This window comes from Mesorhizobium sp. C372A (genome assembly GCF_030323245.1).
Taxonomy (GTDB): domain Bacteria; phylum Pseudomonadota; class Alphaproteobacteria; order Rhizobiales; family Rhizobiaceae; genus Mesorhizobium.
This window is the reverse complement of record NZ_CP100475.1, coordinates 4,616,119-4,636,173: the sequence shown is the minus strand read 5'-3', so window position 1 is coordinate 4,636,173 and position 20,055 is coordinate 4,616,119. Positions and strand designations below refer to the sequence as shown.

The window sequence follows — 20,055 nt, the reverse complement described above, 5'->3', positions numbered from 1 at the left end:
ATCGCCGGCATGTTTGGGCGGCAGGCTCCGCCGCGCGCGTTTGTCCATGGAGGGGCGCCGGATCATGAGCACGACACCCGATCTCGCTACAATCGAAGCAATGGATGCCGCCGATCCGCTGCGCTCCATGCGTGAACGCTTTGTCTTGCCGCAAGGCGTGATTTATCTCGACGGCAATTCCCTGGGCGCCGCGTCAGCGGTCGTCTTCAGCGAACTGCAGCAGGCCGCCACGCAGGAATGGGCGCACGACCTCATTCGCGCCTGGAACACCGCCGGCTGGTTCAACATGCCGGTGGAACTCGGAGATCAGCTCGGGCGACTGATCGGCGCGGCTGATGGGCAGACGGTGGTCTGCGACACAACCTCGATCAACATCTACAAGCTGCTGCACGCAGCGCTCGGCATGCGGCCGGATCGGTCGGTCATCGTTGCCGAGGGCGACAGTTTCCCGACCGACCTCTACATGGCCGAAGGCGTCGCCTCGACCCGGCCGGGAACGCGGCTGCGGCTGGAGGGCGTCGACGCGGCCGCAATCGAGGAGCTGATCGACGACAGCGTTGCCGTCATCCTGGTCAACCACGTCAACTACAAATCCGGCCAGTTGCGCGACATGGCGGCGCTGACGCGCAAGGCACATGACGCCGGCGCGCTGATCATCTGGGATCTCTGCCACACGGCCGGCGCCTTGCCGGTCGAACTTGACCGTGCCAATGCCGATTTCGCCGTCGGCTGCACCTACAAATACCTCAATGGCGGCCCGGGCTCGCCGGCCTTCATCTACGCGGCCGAGCGCCACCATGGTGATATCAGCCAGCCGCTCAGCGGCTGGTGGGGCCATGCGCGGCCCTTTGCCTTCGAGCAGGGCTTTGCCGTCGGCAGCGGCATCCGCCGCTTCCTGTGCGGAACGCAGCCGGTGCTGTCGATGCGGGCGCTCAAGGGCGCGCTCGATATCTGGAACGACGTCGACATGGCGGCGGTGCGCAGAAAAAGCATCGCGCTGACCAACCTGTTTATCCAGCTCGTCGAAGCCAGATGCGGCGCCTACCGGCTTGAACTGGAAAGTCCTCGCGACGGCAGCCAGCGCGGCAGCCAGGTGTCGTTCCTCCACCCGCATGGCTATCAGGTGATGCGGGCGCTGATCGAGCGCGGCGTGATCGGCGATTTCCGGGCGCCGTCGACCATCCGTTTCGGCTTCACGCCGCTCTATGTCGGATATGGCGATGTCTGGCAGGCGGTCGAAGTCCTGGAGGATATTCTGCGCACCGGCGCCTGGCAGGACGCCCGCTTCGCGGTGAAGACCGCGGTTACGTGAGAAACCAGAGCAATTTCAGGAAAAGTGTGAAGCGGTTTTCCGTCCGAAATTGCGTCAATCAAAGAGCTAGAGCATTTCGCCGTTTCCGTTAAACGGTGAAATGCTCTAGAGCCGGGTGCGGACCGTCCAGAGCTCCGGAAACAGCACGACCTCCAGCATCTTCTTCAGATAGGAGGCGCCTGAGGTGCCGCCGGTGCCGCGCTTCAAGCCGATGATGCGCTCGACCGTTGTGACGTGGTTGAAGCGCCAGCGGCGGAAGTAATCCTCGAAGTCGACCAGCTTCTCGGCCAGTTCGTAGAGCATCCAGTAGCGCTGCGGGTCGCGGTAGACGGTTTGCCAGGCAGCCAGCACGTCTTCGTTCTCACCGCGCGTCTCGCGCCAGTCCGTGCGCCCGGCATCGGCGCCGATGTCGAAGCCATTGCGCGCCAAAAGCAGAAGCGCCTCGTCGTACAGCGACGGCGTGGCCAGGATCGCTTCCAGCCTGTCCGTAAGATCGCGCCGGTGCTTGTGCGGCCCGAGCATGGCTAGGTTGCGGTTGCCGGCCATGAACTCGATGGCGCGGTACTGCCACGACTGGAAGCCCGAGGATTGGCCGAGCGCGTCGCGAAACTCGGTGTATTCGCTTGGCGTCATCGTGCGCAGCACGTCCCAGGCATTGTTGAGCTGCTCGAAGATGCGCGCGACGCGAGACAGCATCTTGAAGCTCGGTTCGAGGCGGTCGGCGCGGATAGAGCGGATCGCGGCGCCGATCTCGTGTAAAGCGAGCTTCATCCACAATTCCGATGTCTGATGCTGGATGATGAACAGCATCTCGTCATGGGCCGAAGACAGCGGCGCCTGCGCATCGAGCACCTTGTCCAGCTGCAGATAGTCGCTGTAGGACATCCGCTCCTTGAACGACATCTGCGCGCCATCGGACGCCGGATCGTGCGGCTTAATCAATTGCTCTTCTCCGCGCGCAACCGGAAGCGCTGGATCTTGCCGGTCTGGGTTTTGGGCAAGGCGTCGATGAACTTCACCGAACGCGGATATTTGTAGGGCGCGATCGTTGCCTTGACGTGGTCCTGCAGGCGTTTGACGGTCAATGCGTCCGGCGAAACACCTTGCACAAGCACGATATGCGCCTCGACGATCTGGCCGCGTTCACCGTCCTCGGCGCCGGTCACCGCGCATTCGGCGACGTCGGGATGCGAGAGCAGCGCCGCTTCGACCTCGGGGCCGGCGATGTTGTAGCCGGCGCTGACGATCATGTCGTCGGAACGCGCGGCGAAGTGGAAGAAGCCATCCTCGTCCTGCGTGAACGTATCGCCGGTGAGATTCCAGCCGTCGCGGACATAGTCCTTTTGCCTGGCATCGGCCATGTAGCGGCAGCCGGTCGGGCCGCGCACCGCCAGCCGGCCAGTAGAGCCGCGCGGCAACTCCCGCATCTCGTCATCGACGATGCGTGCCTGATAGCCGCCGACGGGTTTGCCGGTGGAGGCCGGCTTCATGTCGTCGAAGCGGTTGGAGATGAAGATATGCAGCATCTCGGTGGCGCCGATCCCATCGAGGATCGGCTTGCCGGTCTTCTCAGTCCATTCCTCGAAGACAGGCGCCGGCAGCGTCTCGCCCGCCGAAACCGCGACGCGCAGCGAGGACAAGTCAGCGCCTTGATCCATGGCCTTGAGCATGGCCCGATAGGCGGTTGGAGCGGTGAAGGAAATGGTCGCTTTGTAGGTCTCGATGATGTGGATCATGTTGGGTGGCGTCGCCTGTTCCAGCAGCGTCGCCGCGGCGCCGAAACGCAGCGGGAAGATGGCGAGCCCGCCAAGACCGAAGGTAAAGGCAAGGGGCGGGGAGCCGACGAAGATGTCGTCGGGCGTCACCTCCAGGATTTCGCGGGCATAGGCGTCGGCGACGATCAGCAGGTCGCGGTGGAAATGCATCGTCGCCTTCGGCACGCCGGTGGTGCCGGAGGTGAAGCCGAGCAGGGCGACATCGTCGCGGCCGGTGTTGACGGCAGTGAAGGTGACCGGCTTGTCGAGGGCGGCGCGGTCGAGTTCCGCGTCATGGTTGGCCGTGCCGTCGAAGCCAATGACCTGCTTGAGATACGCACTGCCCTTGGCGCAGGCGGTCATCTCGTCCATCAGCCTTGTATCGCAAAGCGCAACCGTGATTTCCGCCTTGTCGACGATCTTGGCGAGTTCGCCGGCGCGCAGCATCGGCATGGTGTTGACGACCACCGCGCCAACCTTGGTGGCGGCCAGCCAACAGGCGACCATGGCCGGGTTGTTGGCCGAGCGGATCAGCACCCGGTTGCCCGGCTTGACGCCATAATTCTCGACCAGGGCATGGGCGAGCCTGTTGGTCCAGTCGGACAGTTCCTTGTAGGTGCGGCGGCGGCCATTGCCGATCAGCGCGGTGTGGTCGCCGAACCCTTTTTCGACCAGCCTGTCGGTCAATTCGACGCCGGCATTTATGTGGTCGGGATAGTCGAAGCCGTCGAGCAAAAACTCCGGCCATTGCTCCGGCGGCGGCAGGTTGTCGCGCGTGAATGTGTCGATATGCGCTGATGGCCCAAGCATTTTCGGCTGCCCCTGTCTGCCTCGCGCCCATGGCTGAACAAGGCGCAGGATCGCACCAGTCGAAATTTGTTTCAAGCCTAAAATGTTTTTAGGTCGCAGGATTGACGCCGCCCTGTTCGGCGGCCATTCCTGTCGACTGAACTGAAGCCATCCGGGAGGGATGCAGATGCTCCAACATCGTGTTGCCGATTGGGACAATGCCTACGCCAACGGCGACAACATTGCCGGCAGCAATCGCTGGCCGGCCGCGTGGGACACACCGGCACAGGCTTTTCGCGACACAATGTCGGCGTCCGGTCGGGCCAAGCTCGACATCGCCTATGGCGACAGCCCGCGCAACAGGCTCGATCTGTTCCTTCCCGATGTCATGCCCAAAGGGCTCGTCGTCTTCATCCAAGGCGGTTACTGGAAGGCGTTCGACAACAAGCCATGGTCGCATCTGGCCAACGGCGCGGTTGCCAATGGCTTTGCCGTGGCAATGCCGACTTACACGCTTTGTCCCGACATACGCATTTCCGGCATCGTTAGGGAAATCGCGGCGGCGATCGGCAAGGCGGCGACGATGGTCGGCGGGCCGGTGATCCTGACCGGGCATTCCGCCGGCGGCCATCTCGCCTCCAGGATGGTGACGACAACGACACCCCTGGCCGCCGATGTGGCCGGCCGCATACGGAATGTCGTCTCGATCTCCGGGGTTCATGATCTGCGGCCGATCATGCGGACGGGGATGAACGCGACACTGGCCATCGATGAAGCGGAAGCACTGGCCGAAAGCCCGGCGCTGCTGCGCCCCATGGAGGGCGCTCGCATCACCTGCTGGGCCGGCGGCGGCGAGCGGGCGGAGTTCCTGCGCCAGAATGCGCTGCTTGCCAATATCTGGATCGGCCTCGGCGCCACGACCAGCACAGTGGTCGAGCCGGACCGGCATCATTTCAGCATCGTCGACGGGCTTGCCGATCCGACACATCCGCTGACGCGGACATTGCTGGCGGAGTAACAACCAGTCTTATCTCTTGGAATTAACGGCTTGGATCCGCGACCTTCAGCGCAACATCAGAACGCTGCAAGCAGCGCCTGCTTCTGCCGCCGGAGCGAAGGGCTCGCGCACGATCAGGCCGTTGGCGTCGGCCAGCATTCTCAGCATCGAGGAATCCTGGATGCCGAATGGCGTCGCCACCAATGCGCCGGCTTCTTCCCGGACCACGGCGCGCACATAGTCTTGCCTTAGATCATTGGCCGGCATCGCGGCGCCAAGCTGAGCCTGGCGGATGTCCTGCCGGTGGGGACGGCCGCCGAGCTGCGCCAACAGCGGCTTCAGGAACAATTGCGAGGAGACCAGGCTCGCCACCGGATTGCCGGGCAGGCCGATGCACCTGATATCGCCCAGCCGCCCGAACATCAGCGGCTTGCCCGGGCGCATGGCGAGCTTCCAGAAGTCGAGCTTCATGCCTTCGCCGGTCAGCACGTCATGGACGAGATCATGGTCGCCGACCGAAGCGCCGCCCAGCGTGACGATGACGTCGGCTTTCGCAGCGACCGCCTTTTTCACCAGTGCCGCAATCGCCTCCTTGCGGTCGGCAGCGATGCCGAGATCGAGGGCGCGGGCGCCGACCGACTGCGCCACAGCAGCGACGCCATAGGCGTTGGACGAGATGATCTGGTCGGGGCCAGGTTCGCTGCCCGGTGGCAGCAATTCGTCGCCGGTGGCGATGATGGCGACCAGCGGCCGTTGCACCACGTTCAACCGGGGATGATTGGCCGATGCCGCCAGGGACAATGCAGCCGGATCGAGCACGCGGCCTTTTTCCAGCAGCACGTCGCCTTGCGCAAAATCCAGTCCAAGGCGGCGGATATTGCGGTTCTTCGCCGTCGGCTCGGTGACCTCGATCCGGCTACCGCCGAGATCGCGGACATTTTCCTGGATGACGATGGTGTCTGCGCCTTCCGGCAGCGGCGCGCCGGTGAAGATGCGCACGGCTTCCGCCTTACCTACAGTGCCGTTAAAGCCCCGCCCTGCGGGCGCCATGCCGATCACCGAAAGCCTCGCCGGAGCGGACGCCACATCCTGCGCCCTTGCGGCATAGCCGTCCATGGCAGATGCATTGAAAGGCGGCTGGGTACGCAGCGCCACGACCGGCTCCGCCAGGACCCGGCCGGCCGCATCCGCCAGCGCGACGCTTTCACCGGGCAACGCCACAGCGCCGTCGAGTAGGCGTTGAAGCGCCTCGGCGACCGGAACCAGCGCCATTACGAACCCGCCCTGTAGTCGCCGGACTTGCCGCCGGTCTTTTCCACCAGCCTGATGCCGGAAATCACCATGGCACGGTCGACCGCCTTGGCCATGTCGTAGATGGTCAGGCACGCCACCGACGCCGCGGTCAGCGCCTCCATCTCGACCCCGGTCTTGCCGGTGACGCGGGCAAGCGCGGTGACCCTGAGGCCGGGCAGCGTGGTGTCCGGTTCGATGTCGACCGACACCTTGGTCAAAAGCAGCGGATGGCAGAGCGGGATCAGCTCATGCGTCTTCTTGGCCGCCATGATGCCGGCAATGCGCGCGGTACCCAGCACATCGCCCTTCTTGGCGTCGCCGTCGAGGATCATCTTCAGGGTTTCGGCCCGCATCGACACAAAGCCCTCGGCGACCGCCGTGCGCGTCGTCTCCGCCTTGTCGCCGACATCGACCATGTTGGCCTCGCCCTTGGCGCCGAGATGGGTGAGGGCGGCTGCCATTGTCAGGCTACCTCTGCCTTCGCCTTGCCTGTCAAAAGCAGCCGCGTTGCCGCAGCGACATCCTCTTGCCGCATCAGGCTCTCGCCGACGAGGAAGGTGCTGATGCCGGTCTTTTGCATCCTGAAGCAATCGTCGTGGGTGAAAATGCCGCTCTCGCTGACCAGCAATCGGCCGCCCGGCACCATCGACGCCAGCCGTTCCGAGGTTTCGAGGCTGGTCTCGAATGTTCTGAGATTGCGGTTGTTGATGCCGATCAGCTGCGACGACAGTTTTACCGCGCGCTGCGTCTCGGCCTCGTCATGCACCTCGATCAGCGCATCCATGCCGAGTTCGAATGCGGTCGCTTCCAATTCGCTGGCCAAGGCATCATCGACGCTGGCCATGATGATCAGGATGGCATCAGCGCCCCAGGCGCGAGCCTCGTAAACCTGGTAAGGGTCGAACAGGAAATCCTTGCGCAGCGCGGGCAGGGCGACGGCGTTGCGCGCATTGGTGAGAAATTCCGGCGCGCCCTGGAAGGATGGCGCATCGGTCAGCACCGAAAGACAGGCGGCACCGCCTTTCTCATAGGCCTGCGCCAGTGCGGGCGGGTCGAAATCGGCACGGATCAAGCCTTTGGAAGGGCTAGCCTTTTTGATCTCGGCGATCAGGCCGAAGCTGCCCGATCTGCGCTTCGCCTCAAGCGCCCTCAGAAAGCCACGCGGTGCGTCGGCATCCTTGGCTCGCGCCTTGATCTCGGCCAACGGTATCCGCGCCTTCGCCGCCGCGATCTCGTCGCGTTTGTAGGCCTCGATCTTGCGCAGAATGTCAGCCACGGCTCATCCGTTCGAAATCTCGACCAGCCTGTCGAGCACGCCCAGCGCCCGGCCGCTGTCGATGGCCTGTGTGGCCGCGGCCATGCCGTCGGCAAGCGTCGTCGCCTTGCCGGCTACCACCATGCCGGCGCCGGCATTCATCAGCACCGTATCGCGATAGGCGCCGGCAGCACCGCCCAGCATGTCGCGCAACGCCTTGGCGTTGTAGGCGGCGTCGCCGCCGCGCAACTCGTCCTTGGTGTGGCGCTGCAGGCCGACGGCTTCCGGGGTGAGCGTGAAATGGCGGATCTCGCCGCCGGCCAATTCCGCCACGTGCGTTTCGCCGGTGGTGGTGATTTCGTCATAGCCATCCCCATGGACCACCCAGGCATGCTCGGTGCCCAACGCCTTCAATGTCTCGGCCACCGGCACGATCCATTCCGGCAGGAACACGCCGACCATCTGCCTGCTGACGCCGGCCGGATTGGACAGCGGTCCGAGCAGGTTGAAGATGGTGCGCGTGCCGAGCTCGACGCGGGTCGGGCCGACATGCTTCATCGCCGGGTGGTGCGCCGGCGCGAACATGAAGCCGACGCCGGCCTCCTGGATGCAGCGGCCGATCACCTCTGGCGGGATATCGATCTTGACGCCGAGCGCGACCAGCACATCGGCGGCGCCCGTCAGCGACGACAGGCCGCGATTGCCGTGCTTGGCGACCGGCACGCCGCAGCCGGCAATGACGAAGGCCGAAGCGGTCGAGATGTTGACTGAATGCGAATTGTCGCCGCCCGTGCCGACAATGTCGATGGCGCCCTCAGGAGCTTCGACGCGCAGCATCTTGGCACGCATGGTGGCGACGGCGCCGGAAATCTCGCTCACGGTCTCCCCGCGCACGCGCAACGCCATCAGGAAGCCGCCGATCTGGCCCGGCGTCGCGTCGCCAGACATGATGATGTCGAAAGCTTCGCGCGCTTCCTCGAAGGTAAGCCCGGTTCCCGTGGCGACCTTGGCGATATGGGTCTTCAGGGCGCTCATTGGGCCAAGACGTTCATTGGGCTAAGGCCATTCATTGGGCGAGGGCTTGGGCAACGGCGGCCTGGTCGACGCTGACGGCGTACTGCGTCTGCAACTGCGCCACCAGCTGGTCGAGCAGATCGTCGGACATGCCTTGCGTGAAGGATTTTTGCGCATCGTCGGGTACCGAGCTGGCGTCGGCTCCGGCCGGCTCGAACACTTCGGCGACCTTGAACAGGATCTGGCCGTCGCCGGTGGGCGAGGGGATCAGCCCGGTGCCGCCTTCGCCGACGCCGAACATCGCAGCAGCACCCTCCTTGCCGAAATCGACATCGTCGGCCTCGCGCTTCACGCCGCGCTTGGTCTGCTTTTCAAGCTTCAGTTCGCCGGCGATGACGTCGAGTGTGGTGCCAGCCTTGAGGCGCTTGTCGAGTTCGTCTGCTTTCGCGGTCAGCCGCTTGGTCGTTTCCTCTGTCGTCCAGTCCGCCACCACGCGCTGGCGGACTTCGTCCAGCGTGCGGTCGCGAGCCGGCGTGATCGATGTCAGTTCATAGAACACGAAGCCGTTGTTAGGCGTGGTCAGGGCTTGATTCTCGGTGTTGGGCTCGGCCTCGAACACCGCCTTGATCAGGTCCGGCGATGCCGGCAGGTCCTTGATGATGGTGCCGTCCGGCTTGAGGCCGGTGCGGTCTATGGCCTCGACGGTGACGTCCTTGAGCTTCAGTTTGGCGGCGGCTTCGGCCAGCGTGCTGCCGGCGGCGCGGGTGTCTTCGTAGTTGTCGTGCACGTCGAGCAGGATGCGGCTTGCTTCGCCGAGCGCCAGATCCTTTCGGATCTGGTCTGACACTTCCGCCAGCGGCTTCACCGTTTCCGGTTTGATCTCGGTGACGCGCAAAAGCACCGGACCGAACGCGCCCTGGACGACCGGGCTGACTTCGTTGACGGCAAGCGCGAATGCGGCATCGGCGACCGCCTTGTCGGTGATCTTATCCTTGGAGAGCGTGCCGAGCAGCGTGTCGGCCGGGGTCTTGCCCTGCGCGGTGACGATCTTGTCGAAAGTGGCGCCCGTCTTCAGCGAATCGGATGCCGCCTTGGCGGCGTCCGCGGAAGGGAACACCAGCTGTTCGATGGTGCGCATTTCCGGCGTGGTGTAGCGGCCCTTGTTCTTGTTGTAGTCGTCGCTGACCTGCTGGTCCGTTACGGCGCTGACATCCATGATGTCTTCGGGCTCGAGCCGGACATAGGAGAATTTGCGGTATTCTGGCGCCGCGTAGGTTTTCTTGTTGGCCTCGAAATAAGCCTGAAGCACGCTGTCGGATGGCGCCTCGATGGGCTCCACCAACGCCTTTGGCAAGATCAGATAGTCGATGGTGCGGTCTTCGCCCCGATAGAGCGCAACTGCCTTGAAGAAGGTGTCCGGAGCCTTGAGGCCGTCCGAAACCGCTTCGACGATCTGCTGGCGCACCGCCACCTGAGCCCGGTTCTTCAGATAATCCTCCGGCCGCATTCCCAGTTCGCGCAGCCGGGATTCGAACAGCCGGCGGTCGAACTGGCCATTCGGGCCTTGGAAGGCGGGTTCCTGCCGCGTCAGTTCGGCCAGCCTGTCCTTGGAGAAGCCAAGCCCGAGCTTGCGCGCCTGTTCGTCAAGGACGGCGCCGGACACCAACTGAGCCAGCACCTGGTTGTCGATGCCATAGGCCTTGGCCTGGTCGCGGCTGATGCGCTGGCCGATCTGCTGCTGCAGCATGGCGATCTGGCGATCGTAGGCGAGGCGGTACTCGGTGATCGACACGGTGGTGCTGCCGGCGGTGATCACCGCATGATGGCCAGCCAGGAAGCCGCCCGTCATCCGCGTGGTGACGCCCCAGGCAAGGAAACTCAACACCAGCAGCGACAGCAGGGCTTTCGCGACCCAGGTCCCTGCCGCGCTTCTCAATATACCAAGCATTGTTACTTCCGATTTTTGCGCAGTTTTGCGTGCGCCCGAGTCTGAAACAAGCGCAATAGCGCCCTTCCGGCTCACTGTCGATTGCTTTGTGGCCTGATTTTGATAGGGAGGGCGAGACCCCAATGTCGCCCGGAGAACCAGATCCCCATGACGCCAGGAATTCGACCGCTCGTTGCCGGCAACTGGAAAATGAACGGCACCAGCGCTTCGCTGAACGAGCTCAGGATGATCGGCAACGGCTTCATGAGCGGGCTCGACGCAGAGACCGAAGCATTGGTCTGCGTGCCGGCGACCTTACTGTCGCGCGCCGTCGAAATCCTGTCGCGCACGCCGGTGCGGGCCGGTGGCGAGGACTGCCACATCAAGGAAAGCGGCGCCTTCACCGGCTGCGTCTCAGCCGAGATGCTGAAGGATGCGGGCGCCAGCCACGTCATTGTCGGCCATTCCGAGTGCCGCGAACAGCGCAGCGAGGACGATGCCATCGTCCTCGCCAAGGCCTCGGCGGCGTGGCGGGCAGGGCTCGTCGCCATCATCTGCATCGGCGAGACCAAGGCCGAGCGCGAAGCGGGCACAGCACTCGACGTGTTGTCGCGGCAGGTCGCCGGCTCGGTGCCACCGAGCGCAACGCCCGCCAACACCGTTATCGCCTACGAGCCGGTATGGGCTATCGGCACCGGCCTGACGCCGACCGCCGAAGACGTGGCGGAGGCGCACGCGAATATCCGCCAAAAACTGGCGGAAGCGCTCGGCGCAGCCGTGGCCGGCAAGATGCGCATCCTCTATGGCGGCTCGGTCAAGGCGTCCAACGCGGTCGAACTGCTGGGCGTCAAAAACGTCGACGGCGCGCTGGTTGGCGGCGCCAGCTTGAAGGCGTCCGACTTTCTCGCCATCGCCGAGGCATACCAGAATATCGCGTAGGCCCCGGAATTTCGTTGCCGACCAGTTCCGTCATCGACTTATGAACGCAGCAGTTCGGCGGAAATCGTTGCAAAGGGCGCATTGCTTCCCATATTCCGGCCACGGGCTTGGAAATGCCGTTAAAGCATTGTATGGAGCCGCCTCCAAATCACCGGCCCTGATCGCCAGGGAGCGGCAGGGCTTGCCAGGATAAAATATGGAAACCGTACTGATCGTCATCCACCTCATGGTCGTGCTCGCCCTTGTCGGCGTGGTGCTGCTGCAACGCTCCGAAGGCGGTGGTCTCGGCATTGGCGGCGGTTCCGGTTTCATGACCGCGCGTGGCGCCGCCAATGCGCTGACGCGGGCGACGGCGATCCTGGCCGCGGCCTTCTTCGTGACGTCGCTGACACTCTCGATCGTTGCCCGCTATGGCGAAAAACCGATCGACATTCTCGACCGCGTGCCGGCCGACAGCGGCAACGGCGTGCTCAATCAGTTGCCCGGCACGACGGCGCCGACGCCGCCTTCGGGCAACACCGCACCGGCCGCGCCCGCGGCCAACGGCGCCGCCACCACGCCGCCCGCCACCACGGCCCCGGCGACGGCTCCATCTCCGGCGACGCCACCTGCAACCGATTCGGCTGCGCCGCCGGCTACCAATGGCGTTACCTTGCCGGTCACGCCGCAGGTTCCGAACCAGTAGTCGGTAGGGTCGGATGCCGCGATCTGTTGTTGTTTCAACACAGTCGCGGCAAATGGCACACGATCACGAAGATTCGACCGCACCCCGTGCTTGAGGCCCGTACGCCACTTCGATTATAGATTGCCGGCGGCACTTTCTGCGCCCTTGGGGGGCGCCGGGCGACGCCGTGGGCAACAAGCATTGAACGATCGGATCTTCGCCATGCAGCTTCGCAGCTTCATTTTCATGGGGTTTTGTGCCGTATTCGGCATGAGCTCCGCGGCCTTCGCCGGCACTCCGGCAATGACCTCACCGCAGGCGGTTGGCAAAACCGCTGTCATCAACGTCGCCGCCAAGAGCGATGCGACGCAGCTGAAGCTTCTCAAGAAGAAGAAAAACCCGAGCCCGGACGATCTGGCTCAGATCAGCAAGCTCGAAGACAAGATCGCCGCCGACAGGGATCTCGCCCGCGTCAAGGCGCTCGAGGCCCGCAAGCTGGCGATGCGCGATGCGGCGAAAGCCAGGGCCGATGCCCAGCGCCAGGCGTTCCTGGCCAGCAAGGGCAAGCCGGTGGTGATCGCTGACGCCAAGCCAGGCAAGAAGATCACCAAGATCATCGCTCCGGTTGACCCGATCGCGCCGGTCGAGCCGATCGAATCGGCTGAACCGCTTCCGGCCGAAGCGATGAATATCGCGCTGACCGGCAACAATGGCGAATTGCGCAGCGAGGCCCCGGGCCAGAAGCCGACGAGTGGCGGACTGTTCGCCGGCCTGTTCGGCGGCACGTCCTCTGCCTCGTCGATTGCCTATCTCCCCGAAACGCGCGCGCTCGACCAGGCTCTCGCCAAGCGGCAAGCCAAGAAGCAGTTCAAGGTGAAGCCGGAATTCGTGCCGCAGGACGTCGAATTCAGCGGCTATGAGCCGGGTACGATCGTCATCGATACCAGCGCGCGCCGCCTCTACCTCGTCGAATCGGCTTTCACCGCCCGCCGCTATGCGATCGCGGTCGGCCGCGAAGGCCTGCAGTTCAAGGGCAAGGTTGCCGTTGGCGACAAGCAGGAATGGCCGCGCTGGATCCCGACGCTCGACATGCAGAAGCGCGAACCCAAGCATTATGGCCAGTACAAGGACGGCATGCCCGGCGGCGGCCAGAACCCGCTCGGCGCCCGCGCCATCTATCTCTACGACGGCAAGAAGGACACGCATCTGCGCATCCACGGCACCATCGCGCCGCAGTCGATCGGAACCAGCGCTTCCAATGGCTGCTTCCGCATGATCAACGAGCACGTCATGGACCTCTACAGCCGCGTCAGGGTCGGCACCAAGGTCGTCATCATCTGACGCTTTCACAAACCTGCCGAAAGGGCCGGCTTTTGCCGGCCCTTTTGTTTTGACCAAAACACCAGTCTCGAACCTCGGGACTATCGCGCCTTCTCTGGAAAAAGCCTCAGCGGCGGTTTTTTCTCTGGCGGAATCAATTCGGCCGCGTTAAGCGATGACTCCCATGGCGCGATATGTATTCATCACAGGCGGCGTGGTTTCCTCACTTGGAAAAGGCATCGCTGCAGCGGCCCTTGGGGCTCTCTTGCAGGCGCGAGGCTATCGCGCACGCATCAAAAAGCTCGATCCCTATCTCAATGTCGATCCCGGAACGATGTCGCCTTACCAGCATGGCGAGGTTTTCGTCACCGATGACGGCGCCGAGACCGATCTCGATCTTGGCCATTACGAGCGCTTCACCGGCCGCTCGGCCAACCAGCAAGACAACATCACCACCGGCCGCATCTACAAGAACATCATCGAGCGCGAACGGCGCGGCGACTATCTCGGCGCCACCGTGCAGGTCATTCCGCATGTCACCGATGAGATCAAGAATTTCGTGCTCGACGGCAATGACGACTATGATTTCGTGCTGTGCGAGATCGGCGGTACGGTTGGCGATATCGAGGCGATGCCGTTTCTCGAGGCTATCCGCCAGCTCGGCAACGATCTGCCGCGCAACAACGCCGTCTATGTCCACCTGACCTTGATGCCTTACATCCCCACGGCCGGCGAGTTGAAGACCAAGCCGACCCAGCATTCGGTCAAGGAACTGCGCGGCATCGGCATCGCGCCCGATATCCTGCTGGTCCGCGCCGACCGCGCCATCCCCAAGGAAGAGCGCAGAAAACTGTCGCTGTTCTGCAATGTGCGCGAGAGCGCCGTCATCCAGGCGCTCGACGTGCCCCACATCTATGACGTGCCGATGGCTTACCACAAGGAAGGGCTCGATTCGGAAGTGCTGGCCGCCTTCGGTATCGATCCGGCGCCGAAGCCGCGCATGGAGCCCTGGCAGGCCGTGTCCAACCGCATCCACAATCCGGAAGGCGAGGTAACGATCGCCATTGTCGGCAAATACACCGGCCTCAAGGATGCCTACAAATCGCTGATCGAGGCTTTGTCGCATGGCGGCATGGCCAACCGCGTCAAGGTCAAGCTCGACTGGATCGAGAGCGAGATTTTCGAGAAGGAAGACCCGACGCCGTGGCTGGAAAAGGTGCATGGCATCCTGGTGCCCGGCGGCTTCGGCGAGCGCGGCTCGGAAGGCAAGATCCTGGCGGCGAAATTCGCCCGCGAGCGCAAGGTGCCGTATTTCGGCATCTGCTTCGGCATGCAGATGGCCTGCATCGAGGCAGCGCGCTCGCTGGCCGGCGTCGAACACGCCTCGTCGACCGAATTCGGTCCGACCGACGAGCCGGTCGTCGGCCTGATGACCGAATGGCTGAAAGGCAACATGCTGGAGAAGCGCCGCGAAACGGGCGATCTCGGCGGCACCATGCGGCTTGGCGCCTATCAGGCTGAACTCGCCAAGGGTTCGAAGATCGCCGACATCTATGGCGACACCCAGATTTCCGAGCGCCATCGCCACCGCTACGAGGTCAATATCGACTACAAGGAGCGGCTAGAAGATTGCGGCCTGGTGTTTGCCGGCATGTCGCCCGACGGTGTGCTGCCGGAAACCGTCGAATATCCCGACCATCCCTGGTTTATCGGCGTCCAGTACCATCCGGAGCTGAAGAGCCGGCCGCTTGAGCCGCATCCCCTGTTCGCCAGCTTCATCTCGGCCGCGGTGGACCAGTCGCGACTGGTCTAGGGCCACGGTGAGGTTTCGCAGCTGATGCAGACCTATGTTGCGCTGCTCTACAGCATTATCCTCGGCGAAGGCCGCCGGGTCGTCATGGCCGACCTCAAGGCGATGGCTGAACAGCTTGGGCTGAAGAACCCGCGCACCCTGGTGGCGACCGGCAATCTGGTCTTCGAGACACGGGCGACCGGCATCGCCAAGCTGGAACAGCGGCTGGAAACGGCCTTCGAAAAAACCTTCGGCCGCAACGTCGTCATCATCGTGCGCACTGCCGAGGATTGGCTGAAACTTGCCGCCGGCAACCCATTCCCGGCCGACTCTGCCGAGGCAGGCGATCAGGTGGCTGTGCGGGTGATGCGCAAGCCAGCGCCAGCGGATGGTGTGGCCGCGCTCCAGGCCTATGCCGCCGAGGACGAGAAGGTGGCTTCGGTCGATGGCGACATCTGGGTCGTCTTTTCGCGCGAGCGGCCAAGCTCGCGGCTGCTCGCTGCCATGAACCACAAGCGCATGGGCATCGGCACCGCACGCAACTGGAACACGGTGCGGAGATTGGCTGAGATGGTAGGGAGTAGGGAGTAGGGAGTAGGGAGTAGGGGTTATACTATTCCCTACTGACTACTGACTACTGACTACTGACTACTGACTACTCCCTATCTCTCATTTCACGCCTTTGCCGTCCTGGCCCCTGCGCCAAGGGCGGCGGTGCGAAGGACGTAGTAGATGACCCCTGCAATGCCGACGCCGAAGAACCAGCCATAAACGCCCCACCATGCCGGTAGCAGGTTCGTGAAGTTCGGCAGGACCGAGGAGAAGATGGCGCCGATGCCGGCGGCTATGAAGGCGTTGATGTGCCAGCCGCCCTGGAAGCGGAACTCGCCATCTTCGCGGTACAGTGCCTCGACGTCGACCTCGCCCTTCCGGATCAGATAGTAGTCGACCATCATCACCCCGAAGATCGGCCCCATCGTCGCGCCGATGACGTTGACGAAAGACGCCGCACTGCCTTCCCACGGCGCGAAGGGATAGAGCACCAGCGCGATTACGGCCGCGATATAGCCGCCCTTCTTGAAGTCGATCTGCCGCGGAAAGACGTTGGAGAAGTCGAAGGCCGGCGAGACGAAGTTTGCCACCACATTGATGCCGAGCGTCGCCACGGCAAAGGTCAGGGCTGCAAGCGCTGCCAGGAACCAGCTGTCGAATTTCGCCGAGATCTGGTCGGGATGCAGAAGCACTTCGCCATACACGTCGAAGGCAGCGATGGTGGTCACGCCGGCGACCAGCGAGAACAGGATGAGATTGATCGGCAGGCCCCAGATGTTGCCCTTGCGCAGCGATGCCTTGTCTGGGGCATAGCGGGCGAAATCGCAGAAATTGAGATAGAGCGCCGAGAAATAGGTGACCCAGATCGCCGCCACCGCAAACAGCGACGTCCAGGAGCCAGGGGTTCCGGGTACGCCGGCATCCTTTGTCTTGTCGAGCAGCACATCCATCGGGATGTCGCTGGTAAAGGCAAATCTCCCGGATTTTACACAGAGATAGATCGCCAGGATCAACATCATCACCCACACCGCCGGGCCGGCCCAATCCTGGAAGCGGCGCACCGTTTCCATGCCGTTCTGGATGATCAGCAATTGCAGTGCCCAGATGACCACAAAACAGATCACTTCCAGACCCGTATGGCCGAGGAAATGCGTGTTGGCGTTGAAATCGGCGAACCATTGCGAGCGGATCAGCAACGCCACGATCGCGCCCGATGCCGCTGCCGTCTGCGCGCCGTACCAGAAGCAGGCGACGATGGCGCGCACCAGGGCCGGAATGTTGGCGCCCCAGATGCCGAAGGACGCGCGCGCCAGCACGGGGTAGGGCACGCCGGTCTTCACGCCGGCATAGCCGACCATGTTCATCAGCGCGTAGATGATCAGCGAACCGATGCCGATGGCGATGATGAAATTGACGAAGCCGCCGCAAAACAGGAACAGGCTTGCGGCGAGATAATAGCCCCAGAGGCTGTGGACGTCCGACGTCCAGACGTTGAAAATCGAGAACGGCCCCCAGTTTCGGACTTTGGCCGGAGCCAGATCCTCATTGTATAGATCGGGTGATGCGCCTTGTATGGTCACTGCGATGTCCTCCCCTTGATGCCGCACGCGCCCTCACGCGTCGACTGCGCAGGTTATGCCTGACGCAGGGGAACCGGCAAGCAATCCATTTGCCGGCTTTGGCCTTAAAGATATTCAATGAGAACAGCGCTTATCGATCGGCTTTTGGCGAAGGTCGGCGCAATCGCGGCGATCTTGATTCGACCCGCAGACGGCAGGGATCAGGACGCTTTGCGGTTGAGGGCCGGTGATGCGTCGAAATTGGCGGCAAGCCAGGCTATCGCGCAGGTGACATCATCGAGCCTGTATTGGGCCACGGTCGGCCCACGCGGCTTGACCCGGATCGAGATGCCGCCGGCCTCGTTGATCGCCTCGAAACCGTTTTCGTCGGCGGTGTCGTCGCCGAGAAAGACCGGCCGGCGTCCGGCAAAGGGCGGGATTGCCATGAAACGCCGCACGGCAGCGCCCTTGGCGGCTTCGAGCGGCATGAGTTCGACGCCGGCATTGCCCGGGATAACCCGATAGCCCTTGGGAAGCTCGGTCAAAGCCTGTTCGACAAGATGCGTTGCCCTGGCCAGCAGATGCGGCGCCGCACGCGTATGGATGGCGAGGATCGGACCCTTGCGCTCGATATGAACAAGGCCGTCATCCAGTTCGGCTTCGATGGCGTCGGCAAGGGCAGCGATATCGGCGGGAGCATCCGCGGTAACGACCGGGCCGTCCGGCGTCAGCCGGTGTTCCAGCCCATAGAGACCGGCAACACGCAGCTTCAACGGATGAAACAGGCGGTCGGCGCCTTCGACCGAGCGGCCGGTGATAAAGGCGACAGCGCCGTCCAGCCGTTTGTCGACGACGCCGAGGAGGTTGCGCAGTTCGTCGCTTACGGACACGGCGTCGGGGTGCGCCGCGTGCTCCAGCAACGTGCCGTCGATATCGAGGAAAAGCGCCCATTGTCCTTCCGGCAGGTCGGGTGCGGTTGGCAGGCCCGGTGCTTTTGACAGGCTATTCATGACGCCACCTTCCGCATGCGGTCGAACAGCGAGACGATGTTGGTGTCGGTGTTTGCGGGCCGCTCGGCGACACTTGTCGCTCTTTCGAGGTCGCCGCGTTTGCGCAGGCGCGCCGCATCGAGCAGCATGCTGCCGGCCCAGCGAAAGACATTGTTGTCGCGCACTATTTCGCGCATCGGGCGCATGCGCTCGCGTTGTTCGTCCGGTGACATGGTCAGCGCCTGCAGCAGCACCTGGCTCATCATCGCCGCGTCGTAAGGATTGACGATCAGTGCTTCCAGCAGTTCGCGCGACGCGCCGGCAAACGTGCTGAGCAACAGCACGCCCTGTTCGTCGTCACGCGCGGCGACGAATTCCTTGGCTACGAGGTTCATGCCGTCATGCAGGCTGGTGACCATGCAGATGTCGGCGGCGCGATAGATCTCATAGACCTGTTGCTGCGAATGGTGCTCAGCCACCATGACCACGGGCTTGTAGCCGTCATGACCGTAGCGCTGGTTGAGCTCGTTGGCATAACGCAGGCATTCATCGTGCAATTGCTGGTACGCCGGCAGCGTGCCGCGGCTTGGGGCAGCAATCTGCAGGAACACTACCTTGCCGATCCACTCGGGGTGGCGCGTAAACAATTCGTCCAGCGCATGGAAGCGGTCGAGGATGCCCTTGGTGTAGTCCAGGCGCTCGACGCCGACGCACAGCTTGACGTCCGCCGACAGGCCGAACCGCTCACGCAGGCGGGCGCGGCTTTCCTCGACCGGCGGCAGTTTGGCCAGGAGTTCGGCCGGCCATTCGATGGAGATGGGATAGGCGTGCACCAGGGTCGTCCGCCCGCCATACGAGATCGCGGCGTCGGCGCGCTCGATGCGGCTTTCCAGGAACCGGTCTACGCTTTCAGTGAAATTATTGGCATGAAACTGGGTGTGAAAGCCGATGATCGAGCTCCCGAGCAGTCCATCAAGAACGCGTTCGCGCCATGGGCAGATGCTGAACACTTCGGAGTTCGGCCACGGGATGTGCCAGAAGGTGATGATGATCGCCTCCGGCAGGCGCTCGCGGATCATGCGCGGCAGGAGCGCGAAATGGTAATCCTGAACCAGCACGATCGGCCGCTCATTGCGCGCCTCGGCAACCACCATATCGGCGAATTTGCGGTTGACGGCCTCATAGGCCTCCCAGTCCGAGGCACGGAAGACCGGCCGTGTGAAGGCGATATGGCAGAGCGGCCAAAGCCCTTCATTGGCAAAGCCGAGATAGTAGCCCTGATATTCGTCGTCGCTCAGCCACACGCGGCGCAGCGTATAGGACGGATTGTCCGGCGGCACCTGAACCCGATCGTTGCTGTCGACCGTCAGACGATCCGCCGTTCCGCCGCCATAGGCGATCCAGGTGCCGCTGCAGGCGCGGGTGATAGGCTCAAGCGCCGACACCAGGCCGCTGGCCGGCACCAGAAGCTCGACGCCGTCGTCCTTGATGTTGTGGATATAGGGTTCTCGGTTCGAGACGACGATGACCTGCGCGTCCGGCAGGTCGTCGGCAAGTATCTTGCGCAAGGTGTCGGGCGACCAGTTCACCAGCGCCGCGTCGGGAGATTGTCCGTTCTTCTCGAACTCCCGCAAGACCTTGCGCGTCGCTTCCGATGCGACGTCCTCGCCGGCAGTCGGTGCAACCGTCAAGCTATGGCTACGACGTTGCCTGGAGATCGATAACATAACGGCTAGAATCGAAAGGCCAAGGCTTGCAAGGATCAAGACCCAGAGCAGGGCCATGCCATAATCAGTCATTCCAATTCCAACTCAATTTTGGCCGCCAGGGCCTTTTTCTTCATGGTTCGATTTGAGTGTTCGCAGCCGACGATCGCCCGTGAGAACCTGTGTTTTTCGC

General features: G+C 63.3%; 17 protein-coding genes. 7 read left to right on the top strand and 10 right to left on the bottom strand.

Annotation, left to right across the window (positions count from 1 at the left end; genetic code table 11):
* The first annotated feature begins 64 nt into the window (after positions 1–64).
* Positions 65–1,312 (top strand): kynureninase, encoded by a 1,248-nt coding sequence (kynU, locus tag NLY42_RS22250; protein WP_023754862.1) that lies wholly within the window; start codon positions 65–67, stop codon positions 1,310–1,312.
* Between the two features lie 105 nt (positions 1,313–1,417).
* Here the strand turns inward: kynU and kynA are convergent, their stop codons facing one another.
* Both kynA and NLY42_RS22240 read right to left on the bottom strand, forming a co-directional pair.
* A complete protein-coding gene (gene kynA / locus NLY42_RS22245) occupies positions 1,418–2,254 on the bottom strand; it encodes a tryptophan 2,3-dioxygenase (protein ID WP_031196583.1) in 837 nt (278 codons plus the stop codon).
* Positions 2,251–3,876: an AMP-binding protein gene (locus NLY42_RS22240; protein ID WP_023671045.1), complete on the bottom strand. Its 1,626-nt coding sequence runs from the start codon at positions 3,874–3,876 to the stop codon at positions 2,251–2,253. Before NLY42_RS22240 ends, kynA begins: the two co-directional genes overlap by 4 nt.
* 160 nt (positions 3,877–4,036) lie before the next feature.
* On the opposite strand from NLY42_RS22240, the gene NLY42_RS22235 reads away from it, so the two are divergent.
* Positions 4,037–4,873, top strand: a complete 837-nt coding sequence (locus NLY42_RS22235) for a hormone-sensitive lipase (RefSeq protein WP_502882120.1) — start codon at positions 4,037–4,039, stop codon at positions 4,871–4,873.
* Between the two features lie 45 nt (positions 4,874–4,918).
* Here NLY42_RS22235 and NLY42_RS22230 read toward each other — a convergent pair whose 3' ends face one another.
* Genes NLY42_RS22230 through NLY42_RS22210 form a run of 5 tightly spaced genes read right to left on the bottom strand, consistent with a single transcriptional unit; the run spans position 4,919 to position 10,362 of the window.
* The gene (locus NLY42_RS22230; RefSeq protein WP_023754860.1) at positions 4,919–6,124 is read right to left on the bottom strand and encodes a molybdopterin molybdotransferase MoeA; all 1,206 of its coding nucleotides are present in this window, start codon (positions 6,122–6,124) and stop codon (positions 4,919–4,921) included.
* Complete coding sequence (gene moaC / locus NLY42_RS22225) at positions 6,124–6,606, bottom strand: cyclic pyranopterin monophosphate synthase MoaC (RefSeq protein WP_023726639.1); 483 nt, start codon at positions 6,604–6,606, stop codon at positions 6,124–6,126. The genes NLY42_RS22230 and moaC overlap by 1 nt, the downstream gene beginning before the upstream one ends.
* Before the next feature lie 2 nt (positions 6,607–6,608).
* A complete protein-coding gene (gene trpC, locus NLY42_RS22220) occupies positions 6,609–7,421 on the bottom strand; it encodes an indole-3-glycerol phosphate synthase TrpC (RefSeq protein ID WP_023750454.1) in 813 nt (270 codons plus the stop codon).
* Positions 7,422–7,424: 3 nt separating this feature from the next.
* Positions 7,425–8,435, bottom strand: a complete 1,011-nt coding sequence (gene trpD / locus NLY42_RS22215; protein WP_023754859.1) for an anthranilate phosphoribosyltransferase — start codon at positions 8,433–8,435, stop codon at positions 7,425–7,427.
* A 31-nt stretch (positions 8,436–8,466) separates the two neighbouring features.
* Entirely contained in the window at positions 8,467–10,362 is a 1,896-nt protein-coding gene (locus NLY42_RS22210) for a peptidylprolyl isomerase (RefSeq protein ID WP_023738725.1), read from the bottom strand.
* Between the two features lie 147 nt (positions 10,363–10,509).
* Here NLY42_RS22210 and tpiA point away from each other — a divergent pair, with 147 nt between their 5' ends.
* From tpiA to NLY42_RS22185, 5 genes are all read left to right on the top strand, one after another.
* Positions 10,510–11,280, top strand: coding sequence for a triose-phosphate isomerase (gene tpiA / locus NLY42_RS22205; RefSeq protein WP_023754858.1), 771 nt, complete (start codon positions 10,510–10,512; stop codon positions 11,278–11,280).
* A 196-nt stretch (positions 11,281–11,476) separates the two neighbouring features.
* Complete coding sequence (gene secG / locus NLY42_RS22200) at positions 11,477–11,965, top strand: preprotein translocase subunit SecG (protein WP_023724397.1); 489 nt, start codon at positions 11,477–11,479, stop codon at positions 11,963–11,965.
* Positions 11,966–12,166: 201 nt separating this feature from the next.
* The gene (locus NLY42_RS22195) at positions 12,167–13,285 is read left to right on the top strand and encodes a L,D-transpeptidase (protein WP_023724398.1); all 1,119 of its coding nucleotides are present in this window, start codon (positions 12,167–12,169) and stop codon (positions 13,283–13,285) included.
* 154 nt (positions 13,286–13,439) lie between these two features.
* Positions 13,440–15,077 carry a CTP synthase gene (gene pyrG, locus NLY42_RS22190; RefSeq protein WP_081725397.1) on the top strand — a complete coding sequence of 546 codons (1,638 nt, stop codon included), beginning with the start codon at positions 13,440–13,442 and terminating at the stop codon, positions 15,075–15,077.
* A gap of 24 nt (positions 15,078–15,101) precedes the next feature.
* Positions 15,102–15,647 carry a DUF1697 domain-containing protein gene (locus NLY42_RS22185; protein WP_023743360.1) on the top strand — a complete coding sequence of 182 codons (546 nt, stop codon included), beginning with the start codon at positions 15,102–15,104 and terminating at the stop codon, positions 15,645–15,647.
* 83 nt (positions 15,648–15,730) lie between these two features.
* On the opposite strand, the gene NLY42_RS22180 is transcribed toward NLY42_RS22185, so the two are convergent.
* The 3 genes from NLY42_RS22180 to NLY42_RS22170 all read right to left on the bottom strand — a co-directional run bounded on the left by NLY42_RS22180 (position 15,731) and on the right by NLY42_RS22170 (position 19,955).
* Positions 15,731–17,188: an NCS1 family nucleobase:cation symporter-1 gene (locus NLY42_RS22180; protein ID WP_023693457.1), complete on the bottom strand. Its 1,458-nt coding sequence runs from the start codon at positions 17,186–17,188 to the stop codon at positions 15,731–15,733.
* Positions 17,189–17,388: 200 nt separating this feature from the next.
* Positions 17,389–18,177, bottom strand: coding sequence for a trehalose-phosphatase (gene otsB, locus NLY42_RS22175; protein WP_031244659.1), 789 nt, complete (start codon positions 18,175–18,177; stop codon positions 17,389–17,391).
* Positions 18,174–19,955 (bottom strand): alpha,alpha-trehalose-phosphate synthase (UDP-forming), encoded by a 1,782-nt coding sequence (locus tag NLY42_RS22170; RefSeq protein WP_023754856.1) that lies wholly within the window; start codon positions 19,953–19,955, stop codon positions 18,174–18,176. The genes otsB and NLY42_RS22170 overlap by 4 nt, the downstream gene beginning before the upstream one ends.
* Positions 19,956–20,055 lie beyond the last annotated feature (100 nt).

Coding starts and splice junctions, on each gene's coding strand:
- NLY42_RS22235 (WP_502882120.1), top strand. CDS start 4,037: ATGCAGATGCTCCAACATCGTGTTGCCGATTGGGACAATGCCTACGCC.
- NLY42_RS22210 (WP_023738725.1), bottom strand. CDS start 10,362: ATGCTTGGTATATTGAGAAGCGCGGCAGGGACCTGGGTCGCGAAAGCC.
- secG (WP_023724397.1), top strand. CDS start 11,477: ATGGAAACCGTACTGATCGTCATCCACCTCATGGTCGTGCTCGCCCTT.
- NLY42_RS22185 (WP_023743360.1), top strand. CDS start 15,102: ATGCAGACCTATGTTGCGCTGCTCTACAGCATTATCCTCGGCGAAGGC.
- NLY42_RS22230 (WP_023754860.1), bottom strand. CDS start 6,124: ATGGCGCTGGTTCCGGTCGCCGAGGCGCTTCAACGCCTACTCGACGGC.
- otsB (WP_031244659.1), bottom strand. CDS start 18,177: ATGAATAGCCTGTCAAAAGCACCGGGCCTGCCAACCGCACCCGACCTG.
- NLY42_RS22195 (WP_023724398.1), top strand. CDS start 12,167: ATGCAGCTTCGCAGCTTCATTTTCATGGGGTTTTGTGCCGTATTCGGC.
- NLY42_RS22170 (WP_023754856.1), bottom strand. CDS start 19,955: ATGACTGATTATGGCATGGCCCTGCTCTGGGTCTTGATCCTTGCAAGC.
- NLY42_RS22240 (WP_023671045.1), bottom strand. CDS start 3,876: ATGCTTGGGCCATCAGCGCATATCGACACATTCACGCGCGACAACCTG.
- trpD (WP_023754859.1), bottom strand. CDS start 8,435: ATGAGCGCCCTGAAGACCCATATCGCCAAGGTCGCCACGGGAACCGGG.
- kynU (WP_023754862.1), top strand. CDS start 65: ATGAGCACGACACCCGATCTCGCTACAATCGAAGCAATGGATGCCGCC.
- moaC (WP_023726639.1), bottom strand. CDS start 6,606: ATGGCAGCCGCCCTCACCCATCTCGGCGCCAAGGGCGAGGCCAACATG.
- tpiA (WP_023754858.1), top strand. CDS start 10,510: ATGACGCCAGGAATTCGACCGCTCGTTGCCGGCAACTGGAAAATGAAC.
- pyrG (WP_081725397.1), top strand. CDS start 13,440: ATGACTCCCATGGCGCGATATGTATTCATCACAGGCGGCGTGGTTTCC.